Raw genomic sequence first — 21810 nt, forward strand, 5'->3', positions numbered from 1 at the left:
CGCGCTGCCTTGCTGTTCGGGTGGCCCTGGACGTTCATCGTGCGGCGGGATCGGCATCCCGTCATGATCGGGCGGGTATGCCGGATCTCACACAACCCAATATTACGAGAGCGCACGCTTCGCGCTGTCGCGCGCAAACACAGGCAGGCGGCTAGTTCCGCCCACCGGCGACAACCCAAGCGTAGTTCTGACAGGAAGACCACGTCAGGTCTCGGTGGGCGGCGCCGCGCGAACTATCCGCGCCAAGGCTTCCGCCAGATAGGCCTGAATCACGGTGCGCTCGATACCGAGTTGCTGGCCGATCTCTTCAAAGGACAGTCCCGCCATCCGGTGCAGCAGGAACACGTCCCGCAGATCGGCCGGGAGTTGCAGGATCGCCTTGGCTAGGGCGCGCTTCTGATCAGCGGCAGCCGAGCGCCTTAAAATGCGCCGTGGTGAGGCCTTCTGGCGGTTCATGTGTCTGCCTGCCCGTTGTCGTCCATTGCGGCCGCCACAGCCGATAGGAGGCCGCTGACCACTTCGTCTGCGGCTTCCGGCGTCATCAGGAGCACGGGCCTGCCCTGGCCAAAGGACAACGCCCCCGAAGCATAGAGCGGGCTGAGAGCCGAGATCAGTTGAGGAAGGCTGTCCGGCAGATGGCGCAGGCCTGCCATACGAGCGCATCGCAGCGCCTTGTTCAGATCGTGCCGCAGATGAATGCGGTTCCAGTCGTCCGAGATCCCGCGCTGGAGAAGGTAGGCTTTCAGAGCCAGTTCGATGGCGATGGCCAGAAAGTAGGCGCGAGACCCGTCAATCTCCGAGCCTCCGGCTTGGGCCATTTCCTTGAAAGCCCGAGCATTCCTCGCAAGCACTTGGGCCAAACGTCGGTCAGGGTCCCGACGAGCGCGGGTCATGACGTAGGCTTCAGACGTGAGAGATCGCGGGCGGCGCGGACGATCAGTCCATGCACAATGCGGTTTTCCTCCGGCGCCAGGAGGCGTTCGGCGACTTGGAGGTTCGCAACGACGCCCTCGATATCGATAGCCGGTGTCTTGGGCAGGAAGCGCAACCAGCGGCGCAGGCGGCGATCCATCAACCGCAGGCGGGTGTTCATGTCAGTAAGCCCGCTGGCCCGCTCCGCCCGATCGCGATCCGCGTCTGACATGGCGAACCAACCCCGCTGACGCTCAAGGCGCGCCAAGGCCACCGCCCAAATGTCTAACTGCCGGGCATACTCATCATTGAGCGCCAGCCATTGTCGATGCCAGGAAACCCCCTGGAAATCAGGCATGCGGGGTCCTCCGTGAAGACTGCACGGCAAGCGAGCGGCGGCCGCCCGCTAGTATTTCAGCACGATGTACGCGAAGATGATCACACCGACCCGACATAGTCAATACGGTGTATTCACATGGGAGCACACCGTGCCGACAATTACGCCGCTTCAGGTCAAGCTGGCCCGCACCGCTGTAGGGCTGGGCGTTAGAGAACTGGCACAGGAAGCTGGCGTCGCTCCCTCAACGATCCAGCGATTCGAGTCCGGACGCGGCGACATGCAATCTCGCACTCTGGATAAGGTGCAACAGGCCCTAGAAGGCGCCGGTGTGATCTTCATACCCGCAGACGCCGCGGGCGGGCCCGGGGTTCGGATGAAAGCCTGACCTTCACCAACGTCGTTGCGGCGGCCACTTACCGGGCCGAGAGAGGACTGTCAGGGGTGAGCGCGGCACGCGCTCATCGCCCCGCGACGGCGCAGCCGCCCTTGACCGGCCGGAAGCGGTCCGGTCCGCTTAGATAGCCAAGACGCACAGAAAAGGCGCGATTTGCTACGCCGCTTCAAAGGCATAACCGCCAAGGCAAGGTACGCGTCTGGCGCACGCCTTGTCCTATTGGTTTGAAATACGACGAGAAATCGTCGCCCCACCCCCGCCGCACCTTGTGGCTTTTATCTTGCCCTCGCCCTCGCCCTCGCCCTCGCCTCGCAATCAGGCTCAAAACCTAGCCCGATTAGGAACGGTGTCTGCGATCAACCAGCCTCTACGCGGGGGCCACGATCTGCTACTTCATGGAGTGGCCACGTGAAGCCGCTCGGCGCTTCCTCAAGGGCACCAAGTAGCCCGGGACTGAGCGCTATGAATCGAGCTTCCTGACGCTGCCAGATCGGCCTAAGCCGCGGCGGCGGTAAACGAAAGCTTCGGCCCGGTTCAAAGTGTTGTTCCCACGTGTCCGTCGTCGAAACATTTGGCGCAGGTTTGGCGTGGCGTTAACGGAGAGCGGGCCTCGTCAGGGGTTGGCTTTTAGGCGGCGAGCTTGCGGTGCTGCAAGCGGCGATGTTCGATGGTCTGTTTCTTGATGGCGGCGCGCTGGGCGTGGATCTGCCGATCGCGGCCAAAGTAGGCATCTGCGGGCGTCACATTGCCCAGGCTTTCGTGATAGCGCTGGTGGTTGTAGTGCTCGATGAAGGCTTCGATCTGGGCTTCGAGATCGCCGGGCAGGTAATAATTCTCCAGTAGGATGCGGTTTTTCAAGGTCTGGTGCCAGCGCTCGATCTTGCCCTGTGTCTGGGGGTGAAAGGGGGCGCCGCGCACGTGGCTCATGGACTGGGCCTCGATATAGGCGGCCAGTTCGCCCGCGACATAGCTCGGGCCATTGTCCGAGAGCAGGCGCGGCATGTGCAGCACGGTGGCGCTGTCACAACCTGATGCGGCCAGCGCCAAGTCCAGCGTGTCGGTGACATCGCCCGCCGTCATGGTGGTGCACAGCTTCCACGAGATGATGTAGCGGGAATAGTCGTCGAGCACGGTTGAGAGGTAAACCCAGCCCCAACCGATCAGCTTGAAATAGGTGAAGTCGGTCTGCCACATCTCGTTTGGTCGCATCGTCTTGGTGTGGAACTCGTCGCGGGCCTTGATGACGATATAGGCTGGGCTGGCGATCAGATCCTGTGCCTTGAGCAGGCGATAAACCGTGGCCTCGCAGACAAAGTACTGCTTCTCATCGGTAAATTTGGTGGCCAACTCGCGGGGCGAGAGTTCGCTTTCCTCCAGCGCCATGTCGATGATCTGTTTGCGCACATTCTCGGGCAGCCGGTTCCATACCCGGCTTGGCGCCGAGGGGCGGTCTTCCAGCGCCTCAGGCCCACCATCAAGGTAGCGGGCATACCAGCGGGCAAAGGTGCGGCGTGGGATGCCCAGTTTCTCCAGCGTCTGTCGGGTGGGCAGATGGGATTGCTCGACGAGGCGGATGATCTCGAGCTTTTCTGCGGCGGGATACCTCATTCTTGGTCGCCCCCATCCGCGATCATGCTTTTTTTAAGCAGGCGGTTCTCGAGCGTCAGGTCGGCCACGCATTCCTTGAGAGCCAGTGCTTCACGGCGCAGATCCTTGACCTCGTCACTGGTGGCGGCACGGGCCGTGTCCCCGGCCAGACGGCGTTTGCCAGCCTCAAGGAATTCTTTTGACCAGGAATAATACACGCTCTGGGCGATGCCTTCGCGGCGGCACAGTTCAGCGATGCTCTCCTCGCCGCGCAGGCCTTCGAGCACGATGCGGATTTTATCCTCGGCCGAGAAATGCCGGCGTGTGGCACGGCGAATATCTTTCACCACCACCTCGGCGGGCTTCTTGGTGGGCTTGGCAGCCAATTTTGGGCTGGAGGGATTGGGTCTCATCTGCGTTCCTTACGTCACTGCGACGAGACCCAATCCCTCCATTATCCGCAACCCCAGATCTGTGCCAAAGGCGCTGACGCCGAACATATGGCTATAATAGCCTCCCGTCTGCATTGGGTTTGGATCGGTACTGTCTGCGTGCGTATGAGAAATGACTTCTCTTATTCGAACACTCTTGGTTGGAACACATTCCCACTACCCAACCTAACCGACAAGAACAAAGCAGACTTGTCTCGCTCAGCCCAAGAAATTGTTTTAGCCAGAGAAGGTCACTTTCCTTTGTCAGTATCTGACCTTTACGAGACGAAGAACGGTGAGAGCAAAATTCCCCCAGACCTTCTAGCCGCTCACGAGCGCAATGATGAAGTTTTAGAGCGCATATACCTGGGCCGGAGATTCAGGAACGATACAGAGCGGCTCGACAAGCTATTTGAACTGTACACGAAAATGACCGCTTCCAGAGCGACAGCGATCAAGCAGAAAGTGGGGGCGACCGCATGACAGATTCCAAAAAGATGGTTCCATCCGTCTCGGTCGCTTATTCGAGCAACGGCGCGTCTACAAAATCCAACGCATTCGGGATGCGACCGATGCAAGAGCGCGCCTATGAGAAGCGTGGCGAGCCCTACCTGCTTATCAAATCGCCTCCCGCTTCCGGCAAAAGCCGCGCCCTGATGTTCATTGCACTTGATAAGCTCATTCATCAGGGCTTGAAGCAGGCTATCATCGTCGTCCCGGAAAAATCTATTGGCGCGAGCTTCAACGATGAGCCTCTGAGCCGTTACGGATTCGAGGCTGACTGGACGGTCGCGCCGAAGTGGAACCTCTGCAATGCGCCGGGCGAGGACGGGGGCAAGGTCAACTCTGTCGGTGCCTTTCTTGAGAGTGATGACAAAGTCCTTGTCTGCACCCACGCGACATTCCGTTTCGCGGTCGACAAGTTTGGCGTGGACGCTTTCGACAACCGGCTGATAGCCGTCGATGAGTTCCACCACGTCTCGGCAAACCCGGATAACAAGCTGGGAGCCCACTTGGGTCAGTTCATTGCACGCGACCGGGTGCACATCGTCGCCATGACGGTGACGTGCCCCTGAATTTTCATCCAGCGGCGACCAGAGTCCTTGGGTTAGTTACGCCTCGCAGCGTGGGATGAGCAACAGGCCGGACCGCGCAGCTTTCATCCTGCGCAGCGGGTCGGCCTGTTGCGGTCAGACTGGCGGCAAAAGCCTCCGGGGTGAGGTAGCCGATCGATGAATGCGGCCGGCGGGTGTTGTAGTCCAGCGCCCAGGCGGCGACCTTCTGGCGGGCGTGGTCGAGGCCGAAGAACAGGCTTTCGTTCAACAGTTCGTCGCGCATCCGCCCGTTGAAGGATTCCACAAACCCGTTCTGGGTCGGCTTGCCCGGCGCGATGTAGTGCCAGTCGACGCCTTGATCCTGCGCCCAGGCCAGGATGGCCGTGGACGTAAACTCCGTGCCGTTGTCGCTGACGATCATGGCAGGACGGCCCCGCCGAGAGATCAGCGCTGTCAGCTCTCGCGCGACGCGGCGTCCCGAGATCGAGGTGTCGGGGATCGCCGCCAGGCACTCGCGGGTGACGTCGTCGACCACGTTGAGAATGCGGAAGCGGCGGCCCGTGGCGAACTGGTCGTGCACAAAGTCCAGCGACCAGCGGGCGTTCGGCCTGGCCTCGACCAGGATCGGCGCCCGCGTGCCTATGGCGCGACGACGTGAGCGGCGCTTGCGCACCGTCAGGCCTTCCTCGCGATAGAGCCGGTAGATCCGGTTCTTGCCCGAGGCCTCACCCTCACGTCGCAGCAGCACGAACAGCCGCCGATAGCCGAACCGTCGCCGCTCCACAGCCAGCGCGCGTAGCCGCTCCCGCAGCGCCGTGTCCGGCTGACGGCAGGAGCGATAGCGCACCGATTTGCGATCGGCCTTGATGATGGAGCAGGCCCGCCGCTCGCTGACGCCGAACGCCGCCTTCAGATGGGCGACGGCCTGGCGCATCGCCGCGGGCCTTACCACTGTTCGGCGTCAGCGCCTTTGGCACAGATCTGGGGTTGCGGATAATGGAGGGATTGGGTCTCGTCGCAGTGACGTAAGGAACGCAGATGAGACCCAATCCCTCCAGCCCAAAATTGGCTGCCAAGCCCACCAAGAAGCCCGCCGAGGTGGTGGTGAAAGATATTCGCCGTGCCACACGCCGGCATTTCTCGGCCGAGGATAAAATCCGCATCGTGCTCGAAGGCCTGCGCGGCGAGGAGAGCATCGCTGAACTGTGCCGCCGCGAAGGCATCGCCCAGAGCGTGTATTATTCCTGGTCAAAAGAATTCCTTGAGGCTGGCAAACGCCGTCTGGCCGGGGACACGGCCCGTGCCGCCACCAGTGACGAGGTCAAGGATCTGCGCCGTGAAGCACTGGCTCTCAAGGAATGCGTGGCCGACCTGACGCTCGAGAACCGCCTGCTTAAAAAAAGCATGATCGCGGATGGGGGCGACCAAGAATGAGGTATCCCGCCGCAGAAAAGCTCGAGATCATCCGCCTCGTCGAGCAATCCCATCTGCCCACCCGACAGACGCTGGAGAAACTGGGCATCCCACGCCGCACCTTTGCCCGCTGGTATGCCCGCTACCTTGATGGTGGGCCTGAGGCGCTGGAAGACCGCCCCTCGGCGCCAAGCCGGGTATGGAACCGGCTGCCCGAGAATGTGCGCAAACAGATCATCGACATGGCGCTGGAGGAAAGCGAACTCTCGCCCCGCGAGTTGGCCACCAAATTTACCGATGAGAAGCAGTACTTTGTCTGCGAGGCCACGGTTTATCGCCTGCTCAAGGCACAGGATCTGATCGCCAGCCCAGCCTATATCGTCATCAAGGCCCGCGACGAGTTCCACACCAAGACGATGCGACCAAACGAGATGTGGCAGACCGACTTCACCTATTTCAAGCTGATCGGTTGGGGCTGGGTTTACCTCTCAACCGTGCTCGACGACTATTCCCGCTACATCATCTCGTGGAAGCTGTGCACCACCATGACGGCGGGCGATGTCACCGACACGCTGGACTTGGCGCTGGCCGCATCAGGTTGTGACAGCGCCACCGTGCTGCACATGCCGCGCCTGCTCTCGGACAATGGCCCGAGCTATGTCGCGGGCGAACTGGCCGCCTATATCGAGGCCCAGTCCATGAGCCACGTGCGCGGCGCCCCCTTTCACCCCCAGACACAGGGCAAGATCGAGCGCTGGCACCAGACCTTGAAAAACCGCATCCTACTGGAGAATTATTACCTGCCCGGCGATCTCGAAGCCCAGATCGAAGCCTTCATCGAGCACTACAACCACCAGCGCTATCACGAAAGCCTGGGCAATGTGACGCCCGCAGATGCCTACTTTGGCCGCGATCGGCAGATCCACGCCCAGCGCGCCGCCATCAAGAAACAGACCATCGAACATCGCCGCTTGCAGCACCGCAAGCTCGCCGCCTAAAAGCCAACCCCTGACGAGGCCCGCTCTCCGTTAACGCCACGCCAAACCTGCGCCAAATGTTTCGACGACGGACACCCTTGAAGCTCCAGGGCGGGTTGCCGACGATGACGTCGAACGACTTCAGGCCGTCATCTTCGATGAGATGTTCGGTCCCTGCGTCTGTCTTCTCGATGGTCCTGGCGTCGCCAACGAATAGCGTTCGGCCGATCAGGGGCTCGAAAGTCAGGCCTTCCGGAGGCTGCGGATCGGGGTCGAGTTCTAGGGCCGCCAAATAGAGGCTGAAAGCGGCCACCCGGATCGCAGCTTCGCTGATGTCGACGCCGTAGACCTGGGTGTAGAGCGCCTTGCGGATGCCCGTCCTCGTCAGCGGCGTTTTCAAGCCCTGCAGGTGGACCAACCGCCGAAACGCCTCAACAAGGAAGACGCCCGACCCGCACGTCAGGTCGAGCACGGTCTGTTCGCCGTCGAGGCCGTCCATGACCTCGTCAAGGATCAAGGCGACCACGGGCAGGCGGGTATAATAGACGCCTGCGCGGGTGGCCTCCGTGGACCGGGCGCGTCCGGTGATGGGCGCGGCGCCGGAGTGTGCGAACTGTTCGTAGATCGAACTGATCAGCTCTACCGGAATGACGTCGAACTGATACGGAAAGAAGGTGGTCTGCCCGCTGACCGGATCGACGGCGTCCAGAAAGTTAGCGACCCGGGACAGATGCTCTGGCGCGGGCGGGGCCGCCGAGGACGGCGGGAACATGTCGCCGTTGAAGGTCTTGGCAAGCCACTGGAACAGCTGGCTGGTTGCCTGCCGGTCGCGCAGCGCGGCCGACAGACGTGTCGTTCCGCATAGACTGTTCATCCGTTCTGCGGTAATGATGTCGCGATCAAGCAGATACTGCGTGAAGATCGCCCGGCCGATCAGCGCCTGGGCCTCGTCCCGGACGAGGTGCGCCGAGACCAGGTCACGTTCGAGCACGGCAAGGTCCGAGAGCAGTTGTTGATCGACCGCGGTCTTGCGATCCACCTGCTTCGTTTTGGTCCAGAACTGCCCGGTCTCCATCGCGAAGCGGCCAGCGAGCGCGTCGAGCTCCTCCAGTCCGGAGGCGATCGTCAGGAAGGTCGCGAGACGGTTCTTGGCCGGATCGGCCTTGGGGAGAGGCCTGCCGAAGCCATTATAGAGATCGATGCGGTCTGGAGACACGACCCAGAGAAGGGGCGCGAAACCCTCGTTCCAGATTTCCTGACGCCATGCGGCCAATTCCGCATCGGCCGGCGGGCTCGAAGTGAACTTGAAATACACCGTCAGCGAGGACTGGCCGCGCCACAAGGCGTCGGGCGTGAAGGATCGGCCTCGACGGCCCAGGCGAGCTTCGTCGCCGAGCAGAACGCCCGGCGCAGCTTCGCCGTCGGCCATATAGCCGGTTGCCGACAGGACTTGGCGAAGCGCCTCGCTAGTCATCGTCCCGTCTTCACCATTTGGGGCGCGAAGGGCAGGGCCGCCTGGAACGAGGCGGGCGCAAGCGGCATCACCCTCTGGCTCAAATCGTGGATGAGCTGGTCGCAGGGGACGACAAAAGTCGGATCTTTAAGCGACTTGGCTCCGAGGTCCGCGCCGGACACCAAACGCGCAGTCTGGGCGTCAATCAAAGCGACCGAGCCCTCAAGATCGGAGGGACGAGTCTCTGACAGGGCGCGAAAAAGCGCGTCCATGCTGTCGCCGATGTCACTGATGCGAACGTGGAAGTCGCTGGTGATCCGCCGCGTGATCGCCAGTCCGAGAATGTCTGCGAAAGTAAAACGCGCGGCTTTACCCGGCTTGTCGGCGAGGTAGCTCACGGCCTTACGCCACGCACGCACTTCACCCGGCGAGACGCCGGCGAGATCGCGCGCTTGCTCTTGGGTGAACTGAATCGTTTGAAGCGACATGAACACTTGTCGCAGACGACAGGAAAATCTGCAAGCTGTAACGCATGAAAGACGTGCCGCCCAACGGGCGTGTGGCTGACGAGCTCAGGCGGCGTGGAGGGCCCAATGTCGCCTGTGCGGAGCGAAATCAAAGTCCGCATCTGGCGGATTTCGTTGAAAAAGGCGGCTGCTGAGATCGCCGCTAGCAACGGACGTGGCGGTTTGCTCGCGCCTCACGCGGTCGCCGGCGTCGGTGGCGGGATCAGTTTTGCGAGTTTGCGCAGGTTCTGGGCGGTTGCGGCGAGGAGGAACTCGTCCTTGGCGCCGTTGGGGCCTCTCAGGCGCAAACGATCTAGCTTCAGGATGCGCTTGAGGTGGGCGAACAGCATCTCGACCTTCTTCCGTTCGCGCCGGGAGACGACGTAGGCGTCGGTCCTGGCGATCTCGCGAGCGAAGTCCCGGGCGCCTTCGTGGATGGAGCGCGTGACCTTGCGCATCGGCGTGTTGGGGCAGCAGCGGGGCTTGAGGGCGCAGGCCCGGCAGTCGACCGTGCTGGCGCGATAGCGCAGGGTGTCATCAGGCGGCGCCTGGTTCCGAGGCGTCGAGAAGACGCGCCGACCGTGGACCAGCGTCTTGCCCGCCGGGCAGCGGTAGAGGTCGGCGGTGTGGTCATAGGCGAAGTCGGCGCGCGAGAAGGTCCCGTCGATCCGTTCGGACTTATCGATGACGGGGATGTGGGGCTCCATGCCCTGGTCGTGGACCAGCCAGTCCAGCATCTCGGCCGAGCCATAAGCAGTGTCCGCCGCCAGCCGGGCGGGCCACAGATCATGATGCTCGCGCGCACGCTCGATCATGGTGCGGGCCGCCGTCACCTCGGCCTGGCGCACCGCCGTGGACGGCTCGACATCGACGATGATCGCGTGGTCCAGGTCGATCAGATAGTTGGTCGCATAGGCGAAGAAGGCCAGGCCCTTGTTGGCGCCGGTCCAGCGCGAGGCCGGATCGGCCGGCGAGATGAACTTGGGCGTCACCGGGGTCGCTCCACCGAAGGCCGCGTCGTCCAGCACGGCCAGATACTCGTCGATGGCGCGGCTGGCGGCCTCGGGCGGCAGCCCTTCGTCGCCGGGCACGCAGCGCTGGCGGTTGGCGTCGGCCTTGATCAGGCTGGCGTCGACGGCGAAACCCTCGCCGCCGACCAGGCCCTCGGCGATGCAGCGGCGCAGGACCGTCTCGAACAACTGCCGCAGCAGATCGCTGTCGCGAAAACGGCCGTGGCGGTTCTTCGAAAAGGTTGAGTGGTCCGGCACATCCCCGTCCAGGCCCAACCGGCAGAACCAGCGATAAGCCAGATTCAGGTGAACCTCCTCGCACAGCCGTCGCTCCGAACGGATGCCGAAGCAGTAGCCGACCAGCAGCATGCGGATCAGCAACTCCGGATCCATCGAAGGCCGGCCGATGGCGCTGTAGAACGGCGCCAGATGCGCCCGCAGTCCGTCCAGTTCCACGAACCGGTCGATCGCGCGCAGCATGTGATCTCCCGGCACATGACGCTCCAGCGAGAACTCGTAGAACAGGGCCGACTGATCGACCCGCCGTTCGCCCATCATCGCTGCACCTCCGGTATCAACGACCAGAGTGAATCAGCGCGGCGCCCTCATGCCAATTGCCGAAGGCCGCCTTTTTCAACGAAATCGGCGCTTCTCCGACCTACGCCGCCCACCCGACCTTAGCTGAATAGTTCTCAGGATCATCCACGGCGGCGCGCCACTTCTTCAAGCATGATGCTGAATCCCTTAGGCGCGTGTATAATCACTGCGATTGGCCCCGGTCTGAGAGCATTCGCATCGCCAATGCGGCGGGCAGATGCGTCCGTTCCATTAGCCGGACCTCGACAGTGTGTGCGACGGTCATGCCGGCTTGTGTCGCTCAGGGCGGCGGGCGACATTCATCGTCGAACGATCGTCGCAGGTGGAAGGCGTGACTGAATCCGTAGCCTTGCTGACCGAGAGAGAGCGCCAGTGCCTCCGGCTTGTCCATGCTCACTTCAACTCGAAGCAGATCGCGCGGGAGCTGGGCATTCGCCCCGGCACGGTGGACCGTCATTGCGAGAACGCGACAAGAAAGCTGCAGGTCGAGAACCGCATCGCCGCCGCACTGGCCCTAGCGGCCCGCGAAGGCGTTGGGGGCGGTTCCCAATCGGGCTCGTTCCCAATACCCGCCGAGGGGCTGATCGCATCGACTGGGGGCGCCGAAAGGACGCCCTATGTTTTCGAGCAACGATCCCATCCCCACCCTGCGTTGGGGCGAGGCCGAAGCCCTCTTCATGAAGATGGCGACGACCTCCGCCAAGCGCCGGATGCTGCCTCTCCTCATGGAGGGGGCGCGCAAGCAGGCGCCGTTCCTGACGCCGAGCGGCGTGATGAGGGAGCTGGCCTATATCGCAGCGGCCATGTTGGACGTGAACTTCGCGCCGACCCAGTCGGACTCGGGCGTCTGGGAAGCATCCTCATCGTCTTCGGCGTCGCCGCCGCAGCCGCCTGGATCCTGACAGCCGCAGCCGGCGCCGAACAGTTCGCCTTCGTACTGCAGAAGCTGCGGTACGGCTCCTGAAGGTTCGCCGGCTTCAATACCGGAAGACACTGAACTGATGAAGAGAACCGAGCAGGCGACCTTGATCGCCTCGCGCATACAGCGCGCGCTCAAACGGGCCGAGGACGGGCAGGATCAATCGATCGAACGTCTCGGGGGCCTCGCCCAAGCCCTGACGCGCGGTCGAAAGGACGCGGGCTTGGCCGCCACCGTCGGCCAGCCGGCGTTTGACGCCCTGGCCAGGGCGATGGCGGCCCAGGTCGCCGCCCAGGCCGCAATGGTCGAGCTGCACGAGGCCCTCGCCAATGTGAAGGAGACGACGCGCTTCCGCGGCGTGCAACTGGTAGGTCTGGACAAGGAGGACCAGCAGATTCCGCGCAACGTCCGTCTCTCGCTTATCGAACGGGTGGGCTGAATCATCTGTGGGTGGCATGGTGCGTCATGTCGCCCATTTTCCTGTTCACGATCATCCTGCTGGCCGTTGCGACGGGGCTCGCCCTCGTTCGCGGCGGCCCCTGGGAGCGCGCTGTAGCGATCGCCATCATCGTGGCGGGGGTGATCTCGGCCGTCGCCCCGTTCGATCATCGGTCGCCGCCCTGGTTCGCGATCGGAGCGGACGCGGGGGTGTTCCTGCTCCTTCTGTACGGCGTCGTCAGCAGCGGCCGTCGGTGGTTGATCGCAGCGGCGGGCTTCCAATTCCTGGTGCTGGCCACCCATTACGCCTTCGCCTCCAATCTGCAGCTGGAGCAGTGGGGCTATATCTCGGCCTACTATGTCTGGAACATCGGCGTGATCGGCTCTCTCATGATCGGGAGCCTCACGAGAAGGCGCAGCCGGTCGCGAGTTTAAGCCCGCGCGCCGCTGGGCGCTTGTTGAACGCCAGCGAGGGTTAGGGCGTATTCATCACGCGCCTACATTCTCCTTTAAGTTGTAAATATGATGATCGTCGCGTCATGAGGTGCGATGATGCGAAGCTATGCACGTATCCGGGGCGCAGAGCGCGAGGGCGCAGCGGCGGTTGAGTTCGCCCTTGTAGGGCCGGTGTTCTTCCTGCTGCTGGTGGGGATGGTCGTCTACGGCGCCTGGTTCTGGATGGCGCATTCGGTCCAGTCGGCCGTATCCGAGGGCGCGAGGGCGGCGATCGCGGGGCTGGATGCGGCCGAGCGGGAACAACTTGCACGAGAGGTGATCGAGACGCAGCTGAAGGCTCTCGGCCTGAAGGCCGCCGACGCCGTCGTGGGGGTGCGGGCCGAGCCGGGGCGGGTCAGGGTGGAGGTCGCCTATGATGCGGGTGGTCATCCGCTGATGGCCCTGTCGCCGCTGACCGTGCCGCCGCCCCGCACCATTCGCCGCGCCGCCGTCATCCGCGTCGAGGAGAGCTGAGATGCGCCCGCGCCGACGTATGAACCGCTGGGGCGACGACCGGGGCGGGGTGGCCGTCATGGCGGCCGTGTTCGGCGCTCTGATCTGTATCGCAGCCGCCTTGGCGGTTGATGTGGGCTCCATGGTGCTGAAGGGGCGCGAGGTGCAGGGCGCGGCGGATCTGTCGGCCCTGGCCGCCGCCCAGACCCTGTCGCAGCCTTTGGCGCGGACGGAGGCCGCCGCCGCCGACACCGCACGCGCCAATCTGGCGCATCTGGCGAGCGTGCGGCTTCAGCTCGGCGGCTATACGCCGGATCGTCGGTTGAAGCCCGACGCACGCTTCACCCCGGGCGCGGCCCGCCCCAACGCCGCCCGCGTGGTTCTGAGCGCGCCGGCGCCGCTCTATTTCGGCCGCTGGATCATGGGGCGTGACAGCGTGACGGTGTCCAAGTCGGCGACGGCGGCCCTGCCGGGCGGCCAACCCAGCGCCATGTTTTCCATCGGCTCGCGGCTGGCGAGCCTGGACGGGGGCCTGGCCAACGCCCTGTTGTCCGGCCTGTTGGGGAGCCATGTGTCGCTGACGGTGATGGATTATCGCGCCCTGGCCGACGCGCGGGTCAATCTGCTGCAATTCTCGGACGCCCTGGCGGCGGAGCTGGGCGTCACCGCGGGCGACTATGACGCCTTGCTCGCGCATGAAGCCCAGACCGGCCAGGTGCTGAAGGCGTTGGAGGCCGTGGCCGGCTCGGGCGCCCAGAGCGCGCTGGGCAAGCTGACTCGCCTTCCGGCGAGCGCGACGGTGAAGCTGGATGAACTGGTCGGCGTCGAGACAGATGCGCGCGAAGGCTTTCGGCGCGGACTGAACGCCGAGGTTTCGGCCATGGACCTGTTGATGGCGACGCTGCAGACCGCCAATCAGGAGCGTCAGCTGGCCCTGGACGTGGGCGCCCGCACGGGGCTGGCGGATATCGACGTCATGCTGGCCATCGGCGAGCGGCCCAATCGCGCGCCATGGCTGACCGTGACCAGCACCGGCGAGCCCATCATCCGCACGGTGCAGACGCGCCTCTATCTGAAGGCGACGGCGTTGGACAAAGTCCCGTTGGTCGGCCTGCTGGCGCAGGTCAAGGTTCCCATCCTGGTCGAGGCGGCCAGCGCCGAGGCGCGGCTGAAGGCGGTGCAGTGCCAGGGCGAGCCGCGTGTTTTGATCGAAACGCGGCCCGGCGTGGCCCGCGTGCGCCTGGGCGAGATTGACGAGAAGCGCCTGCGTGACTTCAAGTCCGAGCTTAAGGTCAGCCCGGCCAGGCTGGTGTCTGTGTTGCTGATCGCCGTCGAGGGCAGCGCCGATATTCAGGTCGCGGATATGGAATGGAGCGAGCTGCGCTTTACAGGGGCTGAGATCGGTTCGGCGCAGCCCCAGAGCGTCAAGGCCAAGGGGTTTGCGAATGGGCTGCTGACGACCCTGTTGCGGGACACCAAGCTGACGGCCCTGGGCATACCGCTGCATCTGGTGACCCAACTTCTGGCGGCCGTTCTGACGCCGCTGGGGCCGGTGCTGGACAGCGTGGTTCAGCCGTTGCTGGAGCTGCTCGGCGTTCGGCTAGGCGAGGCCGACGTCTGGGTGCATGGCGTGCGCTGTCCGAACCAGGGCGGCGTTCCGCAACTGGTAGGCTGAGATCAGCGCTTGGAAGACGGATCAGCCCTCGGCGGGACGCAGGCCGTTGGCGGCTTGCTGCACGGCGGCCGGACGGCGTTGGCCGCCGGCGGCGATGACGCGGTCGATGCGGGCCTTCTCGGCGCGGAAGGCGGCCAGATCGGCGCCCGCCAGGACGGTGCCTTCCTGGGTCTTGATGCCGGCCGGATTGATCCGCTGGCCGTTGCGCCAGATCTCATAGTGCAGGTGGGGTCCGGTCGAGGCGCCGGTCGAACCGACGTAGGCCACGACCTGGCCCTGGGTCACGCGCTGACCGGCGCGCATGCCCGAGGCGAAGCGCGACAGGTGGCCGTAGCCGCTTTCCAGGCCGTTCGAGTGGCGGATGCGCAGCCAGTTGCCGTAACCGCCCCAGCGACGGGCCTCGACCACCACCCCGTCGGCGGGGGCCACGACCGGCGTGCCGGTGGAGGCGGCGAAGTCCATCCCCTGGTGCATCTTGCGATAGCCCGAGATGGGGTGGGTGCGGACGCCGAAGTTGGAGCTGACGCGACGGAAGTTCTGCAGCGGGGTGCGCATCATGGCGGTGCGCGTGTTCTTGCCCGTAGCGTCGAAATACTGGGCCGTCTTCGAGCCGGCGGGCTGGAAGCGGTAGAAGGCGTGGCCCTTCAGCTCGGCGTAGAGCAGTTCGCCGGTTTCCACCGTGCGGCCCGATTCCGTGACCGTGCGGTCGAAGACCAGGGTGAACTCGTCCGACGCGCGCACGTCGCGCTGCATGTCGAACTTGTGGGCGAACAGCTGGCTGGCGCGACGCACCACGGCGGAGGTGGCGCCCAGTTCGCGGGCGCTGGCCGACAGGGACCGCTGCACCTTGTCGTTGGCGACGACGGTTTCCTCGGTGATCTTCTCGTCCAGCGAGCGCAGGCGAAGGGCGCCGTCGAAGCTGCGCGACACGGTCAGCTGGCTGGCCGGGCCGGTGCGCATGGTCAGGCCGATCAGGCGGGCGTCGCCCAGACCGCCGCGCGGCTTGGACACGGCGGTTTCGAAGCGCAGGCCCGCGCGCATGTCTTTCAGGTCGAAGGCGCTGGCGATGGTGGCGGCCACGGCGCGAGCCTCGTCGGCGCCGATGCCGGTGCGGCGCACGGCCTGCTCGAAGGTCTCGCCGCGGCGAATCTGGACGGGGATGGCTTCCGGGGCGGTCATGCCGGCCGGCGCGGCGGCGGCGGCGTAGGCCTGGGCTTCCAGCGATTCGATCTGCGCCGCGGTCAGGGCCGGAACTTCCTCGGCCTTCACCTGTTCATATCCACGACCGGCTAACAGAGCGATGCCTACAGCAGCGCAGGTCGTCAGCAGATGCGGCGCGAGCCGAACAGGCTGGCGGCGAGGATCGAACTGAGCCATGGGTCCCCGGCAAGTCGGCGACGCGTTACGCGCCAAAACAGTCGAATCTCGATGCGTCTGCCGATCGCCCAGCGAACGCGAAGCGAGCCGTATAGCCCGCACGTCCCATCTTGGGAAGATGGAATGTTACGTTTGGTTAACGTGGCGGCGATGATGGGCAGTAATTTAGCGTTCTGCGTGAGTCTCACGCCAAACTTCGCCTTCTTGTAGTCGAGGTCGATTGGTAGTGGCGGAGGTGTCACGCCGCAGTGCTCATTCTGCAACGACTGTTGTTGTCGCGCATTCTGTGGCGTTGTTGCCCTTCCTGTTAAGTTGAACGCCGCGCCCCCTTGACCGACGACATCGCCACCTCAGGGTCCGACGCTGGACCCCCTCATTCCTCTGGCGCGCCGTCCGGCAAGGGAAGGCCGCCGCGGATGCGGCTGGCGGCCCGGATGCTGCTGATCCTGCTGGCCTTGCTGCTGGTGCTGGCCGCGACCCTCTATCTGAACCGGCGGGCGGCGGCGCGCGAACTGCTGGTCGGCTGGCTGGATCGCAAGGGCATAGACGCCGACGTCGAGGTCGAACGGCTTGAGCTCAACGGCTTCGTCGGCAAGGTCTCCATCGGCGACCCCAAGAACCCCGATTTCAAGGTCGAGCGAGTCGAGGTCGACTACGCCGTGGGCCTGCCGTGGTCGAAGGCCGGGCTGGGGGTGACGCCCAGCCGCGTCCGTCTGGTCCGCCCGATCGTTCGCGCGGCGTGGAAGGACGGCAAGCTGTCGCTGGGCAGCCTTGATCCCCTGGTCGAGGAGTTCACCGGCAAGCCGCCCAAGCCGGATTCCCGCGCGCCTCTGGTCATCGTCGAAGGCGGCCAGGCGCGGCTCGACACCGAATACGGCCCGGTTCGCCTGCTGGCGGACGCGCGGATCGACGACGGCAAGCTGATGCGGCTGTCGGGGCGGATGCCCGCAGCCTCGCTCAAGAGCGGCGAGACCGAGGCGCGCGGCCTGGCCGGGGTCATTGAGGTGACGACCGTGGGCGACCGTACGGCGGTGAAGCTGGACGCCCAGGCCGAGCGCTTCGCCGTGGCGGGCGTCGGCGGGCAGGGGGCGGCCCTCAGCCTCAGCGGCGACCTGCCCTACCCGGACATGAAGACCCGGCGCGGCGACGGGCGGATCGGTCTGACCGCGCGGCTGACGGCGGATGAACTGGCCGGCGCCGGGACGACGGCGCGTCAGGCGGCGGCGACGATGAATTTCGCCGGGGCGGTCGAAGGCTGGCTCAACGCCTATAGCCTCAAGGGCGAGGCGAAGGCGTCGGCGACGGCGGACCGGCTTCAGGGAGAGGGTATGGAGGTTCGCCAGGCGGCGCTGGACCTTAATCGCCTGACCCTGTCGACGTCGGGCGGGACCGAGGGGCAGGAGATGAAATGGCGCGCGGCCTCGCCCCTGCGGTTGACGGCGGCGTCGGGCCGGTTCGGCGAGGCCCGCCTGACCCAGGCGGTGGTCGCTTCGAGCGCGATCGAGGCGGGCGGCAAGGGCGCCGCCTTCGAGGTGCGGGGACCGGCGACCCTGGCCGCGGGACGGCTGGCGACCGGCGACGTGACCCTGGACGGCGCGCGCGGTCGTCTGGACTTCGATCTGGTGCGGGATTCCATCACGCGGATCAGCGCGACCGGCGCGCTGGGGGCTGATCGGGTTTCGGCGCCGGTGCTGGGCGCGCCGCTGGCAGACGATCTTCCGGAACTGGCCGAGTTGAAGCGGGCGCTGGGCGCCTTCGCCCTGGACGCGCCTCAGGTGCGGTTGGTCAGCGACAACGCCGGGGTCGAGCTGACCCTGCTGCGGCCGATCACCGCCCGCCCCGCCAACGGCGGCGAGCTGAGGCTGTCGGCGGCGACGGGGCCGGTCCTGTCCCTGACGGCGGGCGGGGCGACGCGCGGGGCCTTCAGCGTGGCGTCGATGCGCGGCGGCGGCCTGCCCGAGGCGCGCTTCGACGGCGTTGAATGGCGGCTGACGCCGGGCGGATTCGCGGCGAAGCTGAAGGGGCAGGCGGCGCTGGACTTCGTCCGGCGCGCGGGATCGCCTTCAGCACCCAGGGCGAACTGGCCTCGGCGGGCGGGAGCCTGACCTATACGGCGAGCGACTGCATTCCGGTGACGCTGGACAAGCTCGACCTGGGCGAGAACTCGGTCGAGGCCGTGTCCGGCCGCGTGTGCCCGATGTCGGCGCCCTTGTTCACCGCCCGCAACGGCGCCTGGCGCGCTCAGGCTCGTCTGGCCGAGGTGGCGGCGACGGCGCCCGTCTTCGAGGTCGGCTTCACGGGCGCCGAGGGCGATCTGGTCGTCGACGGCGCGGCCAAGGGGCTGTCGATGCGGGTGGGCGTCAGCAAGGCCCAGGTCGCGGACACGGCCGATCCGGTCCGCTTCCTGCCGCTTCAGGCCAAGGGCGAGGCGCGGCTGGCGGGCGACGTCTGGACGGCCGGCTTTGATCTCAGCCGACTGGGCCACGCCGTCGGCCGCGTCGAGGTGCGTCACGACGTTCAGGCCGAAGCGGGCGAGGCGGTGATCTCGGCGCCCAGCCTGGCCTTCACCGAGCACGGGCTTCAGCCGGACGACCTCAGTCCGCTCGTTGCTGACTATGTGAAGTCGCCGGTCGAAGGTTCGGCCGGGTTCGAGGGGCGGTTCGACTGGGCGGCCGAGGGCGCGACCAGTTCGGGCGTCCTGACGGTGCCGGAGCTGGATTTCACCAGCCCGGCGGGCAAGGTCCAGGGGCTGAAGGGGCGGGTGGAGTTCACCAGCCTGACGCCGCTGATCACCGCCCCGAACCAGACGCTGACCGCCGACCGGGTGCAGACGGTGACGCCGCTGACCGATCTTCAGCTCTCCTTCGGCCTGGACGAAAAGGCCCTGACCATCGGCGGCGGCCAGATCCAGGCGGCGGGCGGGCGCATCAGCGTCGAGCCTCTTTCGCTGCCGCTGACGCCGGGCGAAGGCTGGGGCGGGGTGGTCGTGGTCGAGGGCGTGCAGCTGAACGAACTGCTGAAGAGCGCCAATCTTCAGGACAAGGCTGAGTTCGACGCCGTGGTGTCGGGGCGGCTGCCCTTCACCTATGACCCCAAGGGCGGCTGGCGCATCGTCGGCGGCGTGCTGAACGGGGTGCGGCCCGGCCGCCTGTCGATCCAGCCCCAGGTGTTCGACGACCTGTCCGCCGGCGGCGGAGGCGAGACGGGCGTGCCGCCCAACACCATGCAGGATCTGGCCTATCAGGCCATGCAGGATCTGGCGATCAGCGACCTGACCGCCGAGGTCAACAGCCTGGACCAGGGACGGCTCGGCGTTCGCTTCCGCATCAACGGCCGCCACGATCCGCCGGAGCGCGAGCAGCTTCGCCTGACCTTCATGGAGTTGATCCGTCGCGACTTCCTCAACAAGAAGCTGAATCTGCCGTCGGATACGCCGATCGATCTGACGCTGGACACGACGTGGAACGCCAACCAGATCATCTCGGATCTGCTGGAATACGCCCGGCGCGGCGAAACGCCCGTGCTGACGACGGATGAAACGCCTTGAGTCGCGGCCGCGCTTTGTTCAGAACCCATTCACACGCCGCAGCGTTTAGTGGCGATGACTTCCAACGCCGCCTTCGGAGACCGGCCCCATGATCAGCAAGCGTCAGATCGTCGCCATGCTCGGCCTCGGCGCCGTCAGCCTGGCCGCATGCGCGCCTACGGTGAACATCAAGTTCAGCGAGCCGCTGCAGATCTACGCCAAGCTGGACGCCGACATCCGCATCAAGCTGGACCAGGAACTGCAGAACCTGCTCCGCGAAAACCCCAACCTGTTCTGATACGAAAGGGGGCTTTGACATGACTTACCGCAAACTCTTCGTGGCTGTGGCCGCTGTCGCTGCTCTGGGCGTCGCCGCCGGCGCCGCCGTGGCTCAGACCGCCTCGCAGAAGGCTCTGGTCGATCAGGCCAAGGCCGCCGGCGCGGCGGGCGAGCAGGCCGACGGCTACGTCGGCGTGCGCACCTCGGTCGACGGTCCTACCCAGGCCGCCATCAGCGCGACCAACGCCGGCCGCCGCCAGGCCTACGCCCGCAGCGCCGCCGACGCCGGCACCTCGGCCGAAGTGGCCGGCGCCCGGATGTTCGAGACCCAGCTGCTGCCGCGCATCAGCTCGGGCCAGTGGTACAAGAACGCCCAGGGCCAGTGGGTCCAGCGCTGAGCTGAGCCATGACATCGACCTCCAGAGGCGGGCGGCTGGTCCGGCTTCTGCGGTCGTTGCTCCTCGCCGTCGCCATATCGGCCGTCAGCACGCTTGGGCTGGCGGCCTATTGGCGTCTGATCGGCGGGGGCGAGATGAGCCTGCACGGCTGGATCGCCATGGGGCTGGGCGTGCTGGGCGCGGTCGGCCTGGCCTGGGGGCTGATGGCCCTGGCCTTCCGCTCTGATCGCGACGGCTGGGACGATCAGGTCGACAATAGCTTCGACCCCGGCATCGAGAGCGCCGAGGACCGCAAGGACGACGACCTCTACTACTAAGGCTTCAGGCGGCGGCTTCCGCCTGGCCGGAGAGGGCGGGCAGGAACAGGCCGCGCGCCAGGGCGTCCACCACCGGCACGGCCACGGCGTCGCCCATCAGCTTCAGCGCCGCGCTTTCGCTGGCCGGCAGGCGATAGGCGTCGTCCACCCCCATCAGGCGGGCGGCCTCGCGCCCGGTCAGCCGACGCATGGCGACGCGGCCGCCGTCGACGATCACGACGTACTGGCGCGATGAACCGCCTGACGGCGTGCGCAGGCATCCGGCTAGACCGTCGAAGCGCATCTCCAGCCGTTGCAGCTTTTTTCCGTCCTTGGTTCGCACCCGGCGGAAGGCCGCGCCGACGCGCCGCTCGCCTGAGGCTTTGAGCGTCTCCAGCCGCGCCCGGTGCAGCGGCGACAGCATGGTCAGCAGAGTCTGCGTCTCCGCTTCGCTGAAACAGGGCGTCTCAGCTTCCAGAACGGTCGCCAGGTCGAGGTTGCGGCGCGGCGGAACGGCCAGCCGCCACCAGGCCCAGTTCGCCTTCGCCGCTTCGGGCAGGCGCTCCCAGGCGGAGATCAGGCGCGAGGAATGGAAGGGTTGGGCGGGGGCGGGCAGGCGCGGCCCCTCGACGCCCCGCATGGCGATGATGAACAGGCGCGGGCGCGACTGCGGCAGCCACAGCCCGGCGTCGATCTCCAGGGCGCCGACCGTATAGCCCGCCTCAGCCATAGCCCCGCACACAGCGGCGAAGTCCTGCCCTTCGCCCGAGGTCAGCAGGCCGACGACGTTCTCCAGCACGATGATGGGCGGGGCGCGGCCTTCGGCGTCCAAACCCTGCATCAGCTTCCAGAAGCCCCAGAAGGCGCCCGAGCGCTGGGCCTTCAGCCCGCCGCGCGCGCCCGCCAGGCTGACGTCCTGACACGGCGACGACGCCCAGCACAGGTCGGGCGCGCCCGGAACCTGATCCGGCGTCACCGCCCAGACGTCGGCGTGGATCAGCGAGGTCTCGGGGTGGTTGGCGCGAAAGGCGCGCGCCTTGGCCGCGTCGATGTCGTTGGCCAGAACGGTGCGGAAGCCGACGCCGTCCAGGTTCAGCCCCAGCCCCGCCAGACCGCCTCCCGCGAAGAATTCGCAGGCTGTGAAGGCGGCGCCTGCGTGTGCAATCGGGGCGGGGCGAATCGGCATGGGGGGACATTAACCCAGGCGAGCCGCTTTGGCGCCTGTCTTGACGGGGGGAGGGCAAACCGGGACTTTGGCCGCGAGTTTTCAGAAAGGACC

Annotated in this window: 23 protein-coding genes and 2 pseudogenes; 15 read left to right on the forward strand and 10 right to left on the reverse strand. The window is 65.7% G+C overall.

What is annotated here, in order from left to right; genetic code table 11:
- Positions 1 to 204 precede the first annotated feature (204 nt).
- From FGL25_RS16755 to FGL25_RS01250, 3 genes are read right to left on the reverse strand one after another with little or no spacing between them, the layout of a single operon-like run.
- A complete protein-coding gene (locus tag FGL25_RS16755; RefSeq protein WP_167493270.1) occupies positions 205 to 456 on the reverse strand; it encodes a sigma-70 region 4 domain-containing protein in 252 nt (83 codons plus the stop codon).
- A complete protein-coding gene (locus FGL25_RS16760; RefSeq protein WP_167493271.1) occupies positions 453 to 893 on the reverse strand; it encodes a hypothetical protein in 441 nt (146 codons plus the stop codon). Before FGL25_RS16760 ends, FGL25_RS16755 begins: the two co-directional genes overlap by 4 nt.
- Entirely contained in the window at positions 890 to 1270 is a 381-nt protein-coding gene (locus FGL25_RS01250; RefSeq protein WP_138140730.1) for a hypothetical protein, read from the reverse strand. The genes FGL25_RS16760 and FGL25_RS01250 overlap by 4 nt, the downstream gene beginning before the upstream one ends.
- Positions 1271 to 1346: 76 nt before the next feature.
- Between FGL25_RS01250 and FGL25_RS01255 the strand changes: the two genes are divergently transcribed.
- Positions 1347 to 1637 (forward strand): helix-turn-helix domain-containing protein, encoded by a 291-nt coding sequence (locus FGL25_RS01255; RefSeq protein WP_138140731.1) that lies wholly within the window; start codon positions 1347 to 1349, stop codon positions 1635 to 1637.
- Between the two features lie 636 nt (positions 1638 to 2273).
- Here FGL25_RS01255 and FGL25_RS01260 read toward each other — a convergent pair.
- Positions 2274 to 3646, reverse strand: a protein-coding gene (locus FGL25_RS01260; RefSeq protein WP_095046155.1) for an IS3 family transposase whose coding sequence is annotated in 2 segments (ribosomal slippage) — positions 2274 to 3289 and positions 3289 to 3646 — 1374 coding nt in all. Because the reading frame shifts where the segments join, the coding sequence is not laid out codon by codon here.
- On the opposite strand from FGL25_RS01260, the gene FGL25_RS17865 reads away from it, so the two are divergent.
- Positions 3548 to 4147, forward strand: coding sequence for a type IIL restriction-modification enzyme MmeI (locus tag FGL25_RS17865; protein WP_354702783.1), 600 nt, complete (start codon positions 3548 to 3550; stop codon positions 4145 to 4147). The genes FGL25_RS01260 and FGL25_RS17865 overlap by 99 nt on opposite strands.
- The gene (locus FGL25_RS01270; RefSeq protein ID WP_252969942.1) at positions 4144 to 4740 is read left to right on the forward strand and encodes a DEAD/DEAH box helicase; all 597 of its coding nucleotides are present in this window, start codon (positions 4144 to 4146) and stop codon (positions 4738 to 4740) included. The genes FGL25_RS17865 and FGL25_RS01270 overlap by 4 nt, the downstream gene beginning before the upstream one ends.
- Before the next feature lie 4 nt (positions 4741 to 4744).
- Here the strand turns inward: FGL25_RS01270 and FGL25_RS01275 are convergent.
- Positions 4745 to 5677, reverse strand: a pseudogene (locus tag FGL25_RS01275) (IS3 family transposase); the annotation flags it as partial.
- 80 nt (positions 5678 to 5757) lie between these two features.
- Between FGL25_RS01275 and FGL25_RS01280 the strand changes: the two are divergent.
- Positions 5758 to 7130 (forward strand): IS3 family transposase gene (locus FGL25_RS01280; protein WP_095046155.1). Its coding sequence is split into 2 segments (ribosomal slippage): positions 5758 to 6115 and positions 6115 to 7130, totalling 1374 coding nucleotides; the frame shifts between segments, so codons are not numbered across the junction.
- Here FGL25_RS01280 and FGL25_RS01285 read toward each other — a convergent pair.
- The 3 genes from FGL25_RS01285 to FGL25_RS01295 form a co-directional block, all read right to left on the reverse strand.
- Positions 7075 to 8538, reverse strand: a complete 1464-nt coding sequence (locus tag FGL25_RS01285; protein WP_252969943.1) for an N-6 DNA methylase — start codon at positions 8536 to 8538, stop codon at positions 7075 to 7077. The genes FGL25_RS01280 and FGL25_RS01285 overlap by 56 nt on opposite strands.
- A 41-nt stretch (positions 8539 to 8579) precedes the next feature.
- Positions 8580 to 9050: a hypothetical protein gene (locus FGL25_RS01290; protein ID WP_138140733.1), complete on the reverse strand. Its 471-nt coding sequence runs from the start codon at positions 9048 to 9050 to the stop codon at positions 8580 to 8582.
- A 212-nt stretch (positions 9051 to 9262) separates the two neighbouring features.
- Positions 9263 to 10636: a transposase gene (locus FGL25_RS01295; RefSeq protein WP_138140734.1), complete on the reverse strand. Its 1374-nt coding sequence runs from the start codon at positions 10634 to 10636 to the stop codon at positions 9263 to 9265.
- 370 nt (positions 10637 to 11006) lie between these two features.
- Here FGL25_RS01295 and FGL25_RS17120 point away from each other — a divergent pair.
- From FGL25_RS17120 to FGL25_RS01320, 6 genes and pseudogenes are all read left to right on the forward strand, one after another.
- Positions 11007 to 11174: pseudogene (locus FGL25_RS17120) on the forward strand (response regulator transcription factor); the annotation flags it as partial.
- Between the two features lie 118 nt (positions 11175 to 11292).
- Positions 11293 to 11577, forward strand: coding sequence for a hypothetical protein (locus FGL25_RS17125; protein ID WP_223850704.1), 285 nt, complete (start codon positions 11293 to 11295; stop codon positions 11575 to 11577).
- A 99-nt stretch (positions 11578 to 11676) separates the two neighbouring features.
- On the forward strand, positions 11677 to 12033 hold the full coding sequence (locus tag FGL25_RS01305) for a hypothetical protein (RefSeq protein WP_167493272.1): 357 nt from the start codon (positions 11677 to 11679) through the stop codon (positions 12031 to 12033).
- Between the two features lie 26 nt (positions 12034 to 12059).
- Positions 12060 to 12467 (forward strand): hypothetical protein, encoded by a 408-nt coding sequence (locus tag FGL25_RS01310; RefSeq protein ID WP_003166223.1) that lies wholly within the window; start codon positions 12060 to 12062, stop codon positions 12465 to 12467.
- Positions 12468 to 12581: 114 nt separating this feature from the next.
- Positions 12582 to 13001, forward strand: a complete 420-nt coding sequence (locus FGL25_RS01315) for a TadE/TadG family type IV pilus assembly protein (protein ID WP_197733789.1) — start codon at positions 12582 to 12584, stop codon at positions 12999 to 13001.
- A gap of 1 nt (position 13002) precedes the next feature.
- The gene (locus FGL25_RS01320; protein WP_252969944.1) at positions 13003 to 14655 is read left to right on the forward strand and encodes a TadG family pilus assembly protein; all 1653 of its coding nucleotides are present in this window, start codon (positions 13003 to 13005) and stop codon (positions 14653 to 14655) included.
- A gap of 21 nt (positions 14656 to 14676) precedes the next feature.
- Here FGL25_RS01320 and FGL25_RS01325 read toward each other — a convergent pair whose 3' ends face one another.
- Positions 14677 to 16032: a M23 family metallopeptidase gene (locus tag FGL25_RS01325; RefSeq protein WP_138140736.1), complete on the reverse strand. Its 1356-nt coding sequence runs from the start codon at positions 16030 to 16032 to the stop codon at positions 14677 to 14679.
- A 416-nt stretch (positions 16033 to 16448) separates the two neighbouring features.
- Here FGL25_RS01325 and FGL25_RS17130 point away from each other — a divergent pair, with 416 nt between their 5' ends.
- The 5 genes from FGL25_RS17130 to FGL25_RS01345 all read left to right on the forward strand — a co-directional run bounded on the left by FGL25_RS17130 (position 16449) and on the right by FGL25_RS01345 (position 20552).
- Entirely contained in the window at positions 16449 to 18137 is a 1689-nt protein-coding gene (locus tag FGL25_RS17130) for a hypothetical protein (RefSeq protein WP_252969946.1), read from the forward strand.
- A gap of 92 nt (positions 18138 to 18229) precedes the next feature.
- Positions 18230 to 19579 carry an intermembrane phospholipid transport protein YdbH family protein gene (locus FGL25_RS01330; protein ID WP_436835257.1) on the forward strand — a complete coding sequence of 450 codons (1350 nt, stop codon included), beginning with the start codon at positions 18230 to 18232 and terminating at the stop codon, positions 19577 to 19579.
- An 88-nt stretch (positions 19580 to 19667) separates the two neighbouring features.
- On the forward strand, positions 19668 to 19856 hold the full coding sequence (locus tag FGL25_RS01335) for a YnbE family lipoprotein (RefSeq protein WP_040346241.1): 189 nt from the start codon (positions 19668 to 19670) through the stop codon (positions 19854 to 19856).
- 19 nt (positions 19857 to 19875) lie between these two features.
- Positions 19876 to 20235 carry a YdbL family protein gene (locus tag FGL25_RS01340; protein WP_046652354.1) on the forward strand — a complete coding sequence of 120 codons (360 nt, stop codon included), beginning with the start codon at positions 19876 to 19878 and terminating at the stop codon, positions 20233 to 20235.
- 8 nt (positions 20236 to 20243) lie between these two features.
- Positions 20244 to 20552, forward strand: a complete 309-nt coding sequence (locus tag FGL25_RS01345) for a hypothetical protein (protein ID WP_138140738.1) — start codon at positions 20244 to 20246, stop codon at positions 20550 to 20552.
- A gap of 4 nt (positions 20553 to 20556) precedes the next feature.
- Here the strand turns inward: FGL25_RS01345 and FGL25_RS01350 are convergent, their stop codons facing one another.
- Positions 20557 to 21717 carry a DNA cytosine methyltransferase gene (locus FGL25_RS01350; RefSeq protein WP_050796733.1) on the reverse strand — a complete coding sequence of 387 codons (1161 nt, stop codon included), beginning with the start codon at positions 21715 to 21717 and terminating at the stop codon, positions 20557 to 20559.
- Positions 21718 to 21810 lie beyond the last annotated feature (93 nt).

The sequence above is a fragment of the Brevundimonas vancanneytii genome (assembly GCF_901421975.1).
GTDB classification, from domain to species: domain Bacteria; phylum Pseudomonadota; class Alphaproteobacteria; order Caulobacterales; family Caulobacteraceae; genus Brevundimonas; species Brevundimonas diminuta.

What these genes read in the sequence shown, in the direction of transcription:
- FGL25_RS16755 (WP_167493270.1), bottom strand. Translation starts at nt 456, where the DNA reads ATGAACCGCCAGAAGGCCTCACCACGGCGCATTTTAAGGCGCTCGGCT.
- FGL25_RS16760 (WP_167493271.1), bottom strand. Translation starts at nt 893, where the DNA reads ATGACCCGCGCTCGTCGGGACCCTGACCGACGTTTGGCCCAAGTGCTT.
- FGL25_RS01250 (WP_138140730.1), bottom strand. Translation starts at nt 1,270, where the DNA reads ATGCCTGATTTCCAGGGGGTTTCCTGGCATCGACAATGGCTGGCGCTC.
- FGL25_RS01255 (WP_138140731.1), top strand. Translation starts at nt 1,347, where the DNA reads ATGATCACACCGACCCGACATAGTCAATACGGTGTATTCACATGGGAG.
- FGL25_RS17865 (WP_354702783.1), top strand. Translation starts at nt 3,548, where the DNA reads ATGCCGGCGTGTGGCACGGCGAATATCTTTCACCACCACCTCGGCGGG.
- FGL25_RS01270 (WP_252969942.1), top strand. Translation starts at nt 4,144, where the DNA reads ATGACAGATTCCAAAAAGATGGTTCCATCCGTCTCGGTCGCTTATTCG.
- FGL25_RS01285 (WP_252969943.1), bottom strand. Translation starts at nt 8,538, where the DNA reads ATGGCCGACGGCGAAGCTGCGCCGGGCGTTCTGCTCGGCGACGAAGCT.
- FGL25_RS01290 (WP_138140733.1), bottom strand. Translation starts at nt 9,050, where the DNA reads ATGTCGCTTCAAACGATTCAGTTCACCCAAGAGCAAGCGCGCGATCTC.
- FGL25_RS01295 (WP_138140734.1), bottom strand. Translation starts at nt 10,636, where the DNA reads ATGATGGGCGAACGGCGGGTCGATCAGTCGGCCCTGTTCTACGAGTTC.
- FGL25_RS17125 (WP_223850704.1), top strand. Translation starts at nt 11,293, where the DNA reads ATGTTTTCGAGCAACGATCCCATCCCCACCCTGCGTTGGGGCGAGGCC.
- FGL25_RS01305 (WP_167493272.1), top strand. Translation starts at nt 11,677, where the DNA reads ATGAAGAGAACCGAGCAGGCGACCTTGATCGCCTCGCGCATACAGCGC.
- FGL25_RS01310 (WP_003166223.1), top strand. Translation starts at nt 12,060, where the DNA reads ATGTCGCCCATTTTCCTGTTCACGATCATCCTGCTGGCCGTTGCGACG.
- FGL25_RS01315 (WP_197733789.1), top strand. Translation starts at nt 12,582, where the DNA reads ATGATGCGAAGCTATGCACGTATCCGGGGCGCAGAGCGCGAGGGCGCA.
- FGL25_RS01320 (WP_252969944.1), top strand. Translation starts at nt 13,003, where the DNA reads ATGCGCCCGCGCCGACGTATGAACCGCTGGGGCGACGACCGGGGCGGG.
- FGL25_RS01325 (WP_138140736.1), bottom strand. Translation starts at nt 16,032, where the DNA reads ATGGCTCAGTTCGATCCTCGCCGCCAGCCTGTTCGGCTCGCGCCGCAT.
- FGL25_RS17130 (WP_252969946.1), top strand. Translation starts at nt 16,449, where the DNA reads ATGCGGCTGGCGGCCCGGATGCTGCTGATCCTGCTGGCCTTGCTGCTG.
- FGL25_RS01330 (WP_436835257.1), top strand. Translation starts at nt 18,230, where the DNA reads ATGTCGGCGCCCTTGTTCACCGCCCGCAACGGCGCCTGGCGCGCTCAG.
- FGL25_RS01335 (WP_040346241.1), top strand. Translation starts at nt 19,668, where the DNA reads ATGATCAGCAAGCGTCAGATCGTCGCCATGCTCGGCCTCGGCGCCGTC.
- FGL25_RS01340 (WP_046652354.1), top strand. Translation starts at nt 19,876, where the DNA reads ATGACTTACCGCAAACTCTTCGTGGCTGTGGCCGCTGTCGCTGCTCTG.
- FGL25_RS01345 (WP_138140738.1), top strand. Translation starts at nt 20,244, where the DNA reads ATGACATCGACCTCCAGAGGCGGGCGGCTGGTCCGGCTTCTGCGGTCG.
- FGL25_RS01350 (WP_050796733.1), bottom strand. Translation starts at nt 21,717, where the DNA reads ATGCCGATTCGCCCCGCCCCGATTGCACACGCAGGCGCCGCCTTCACA.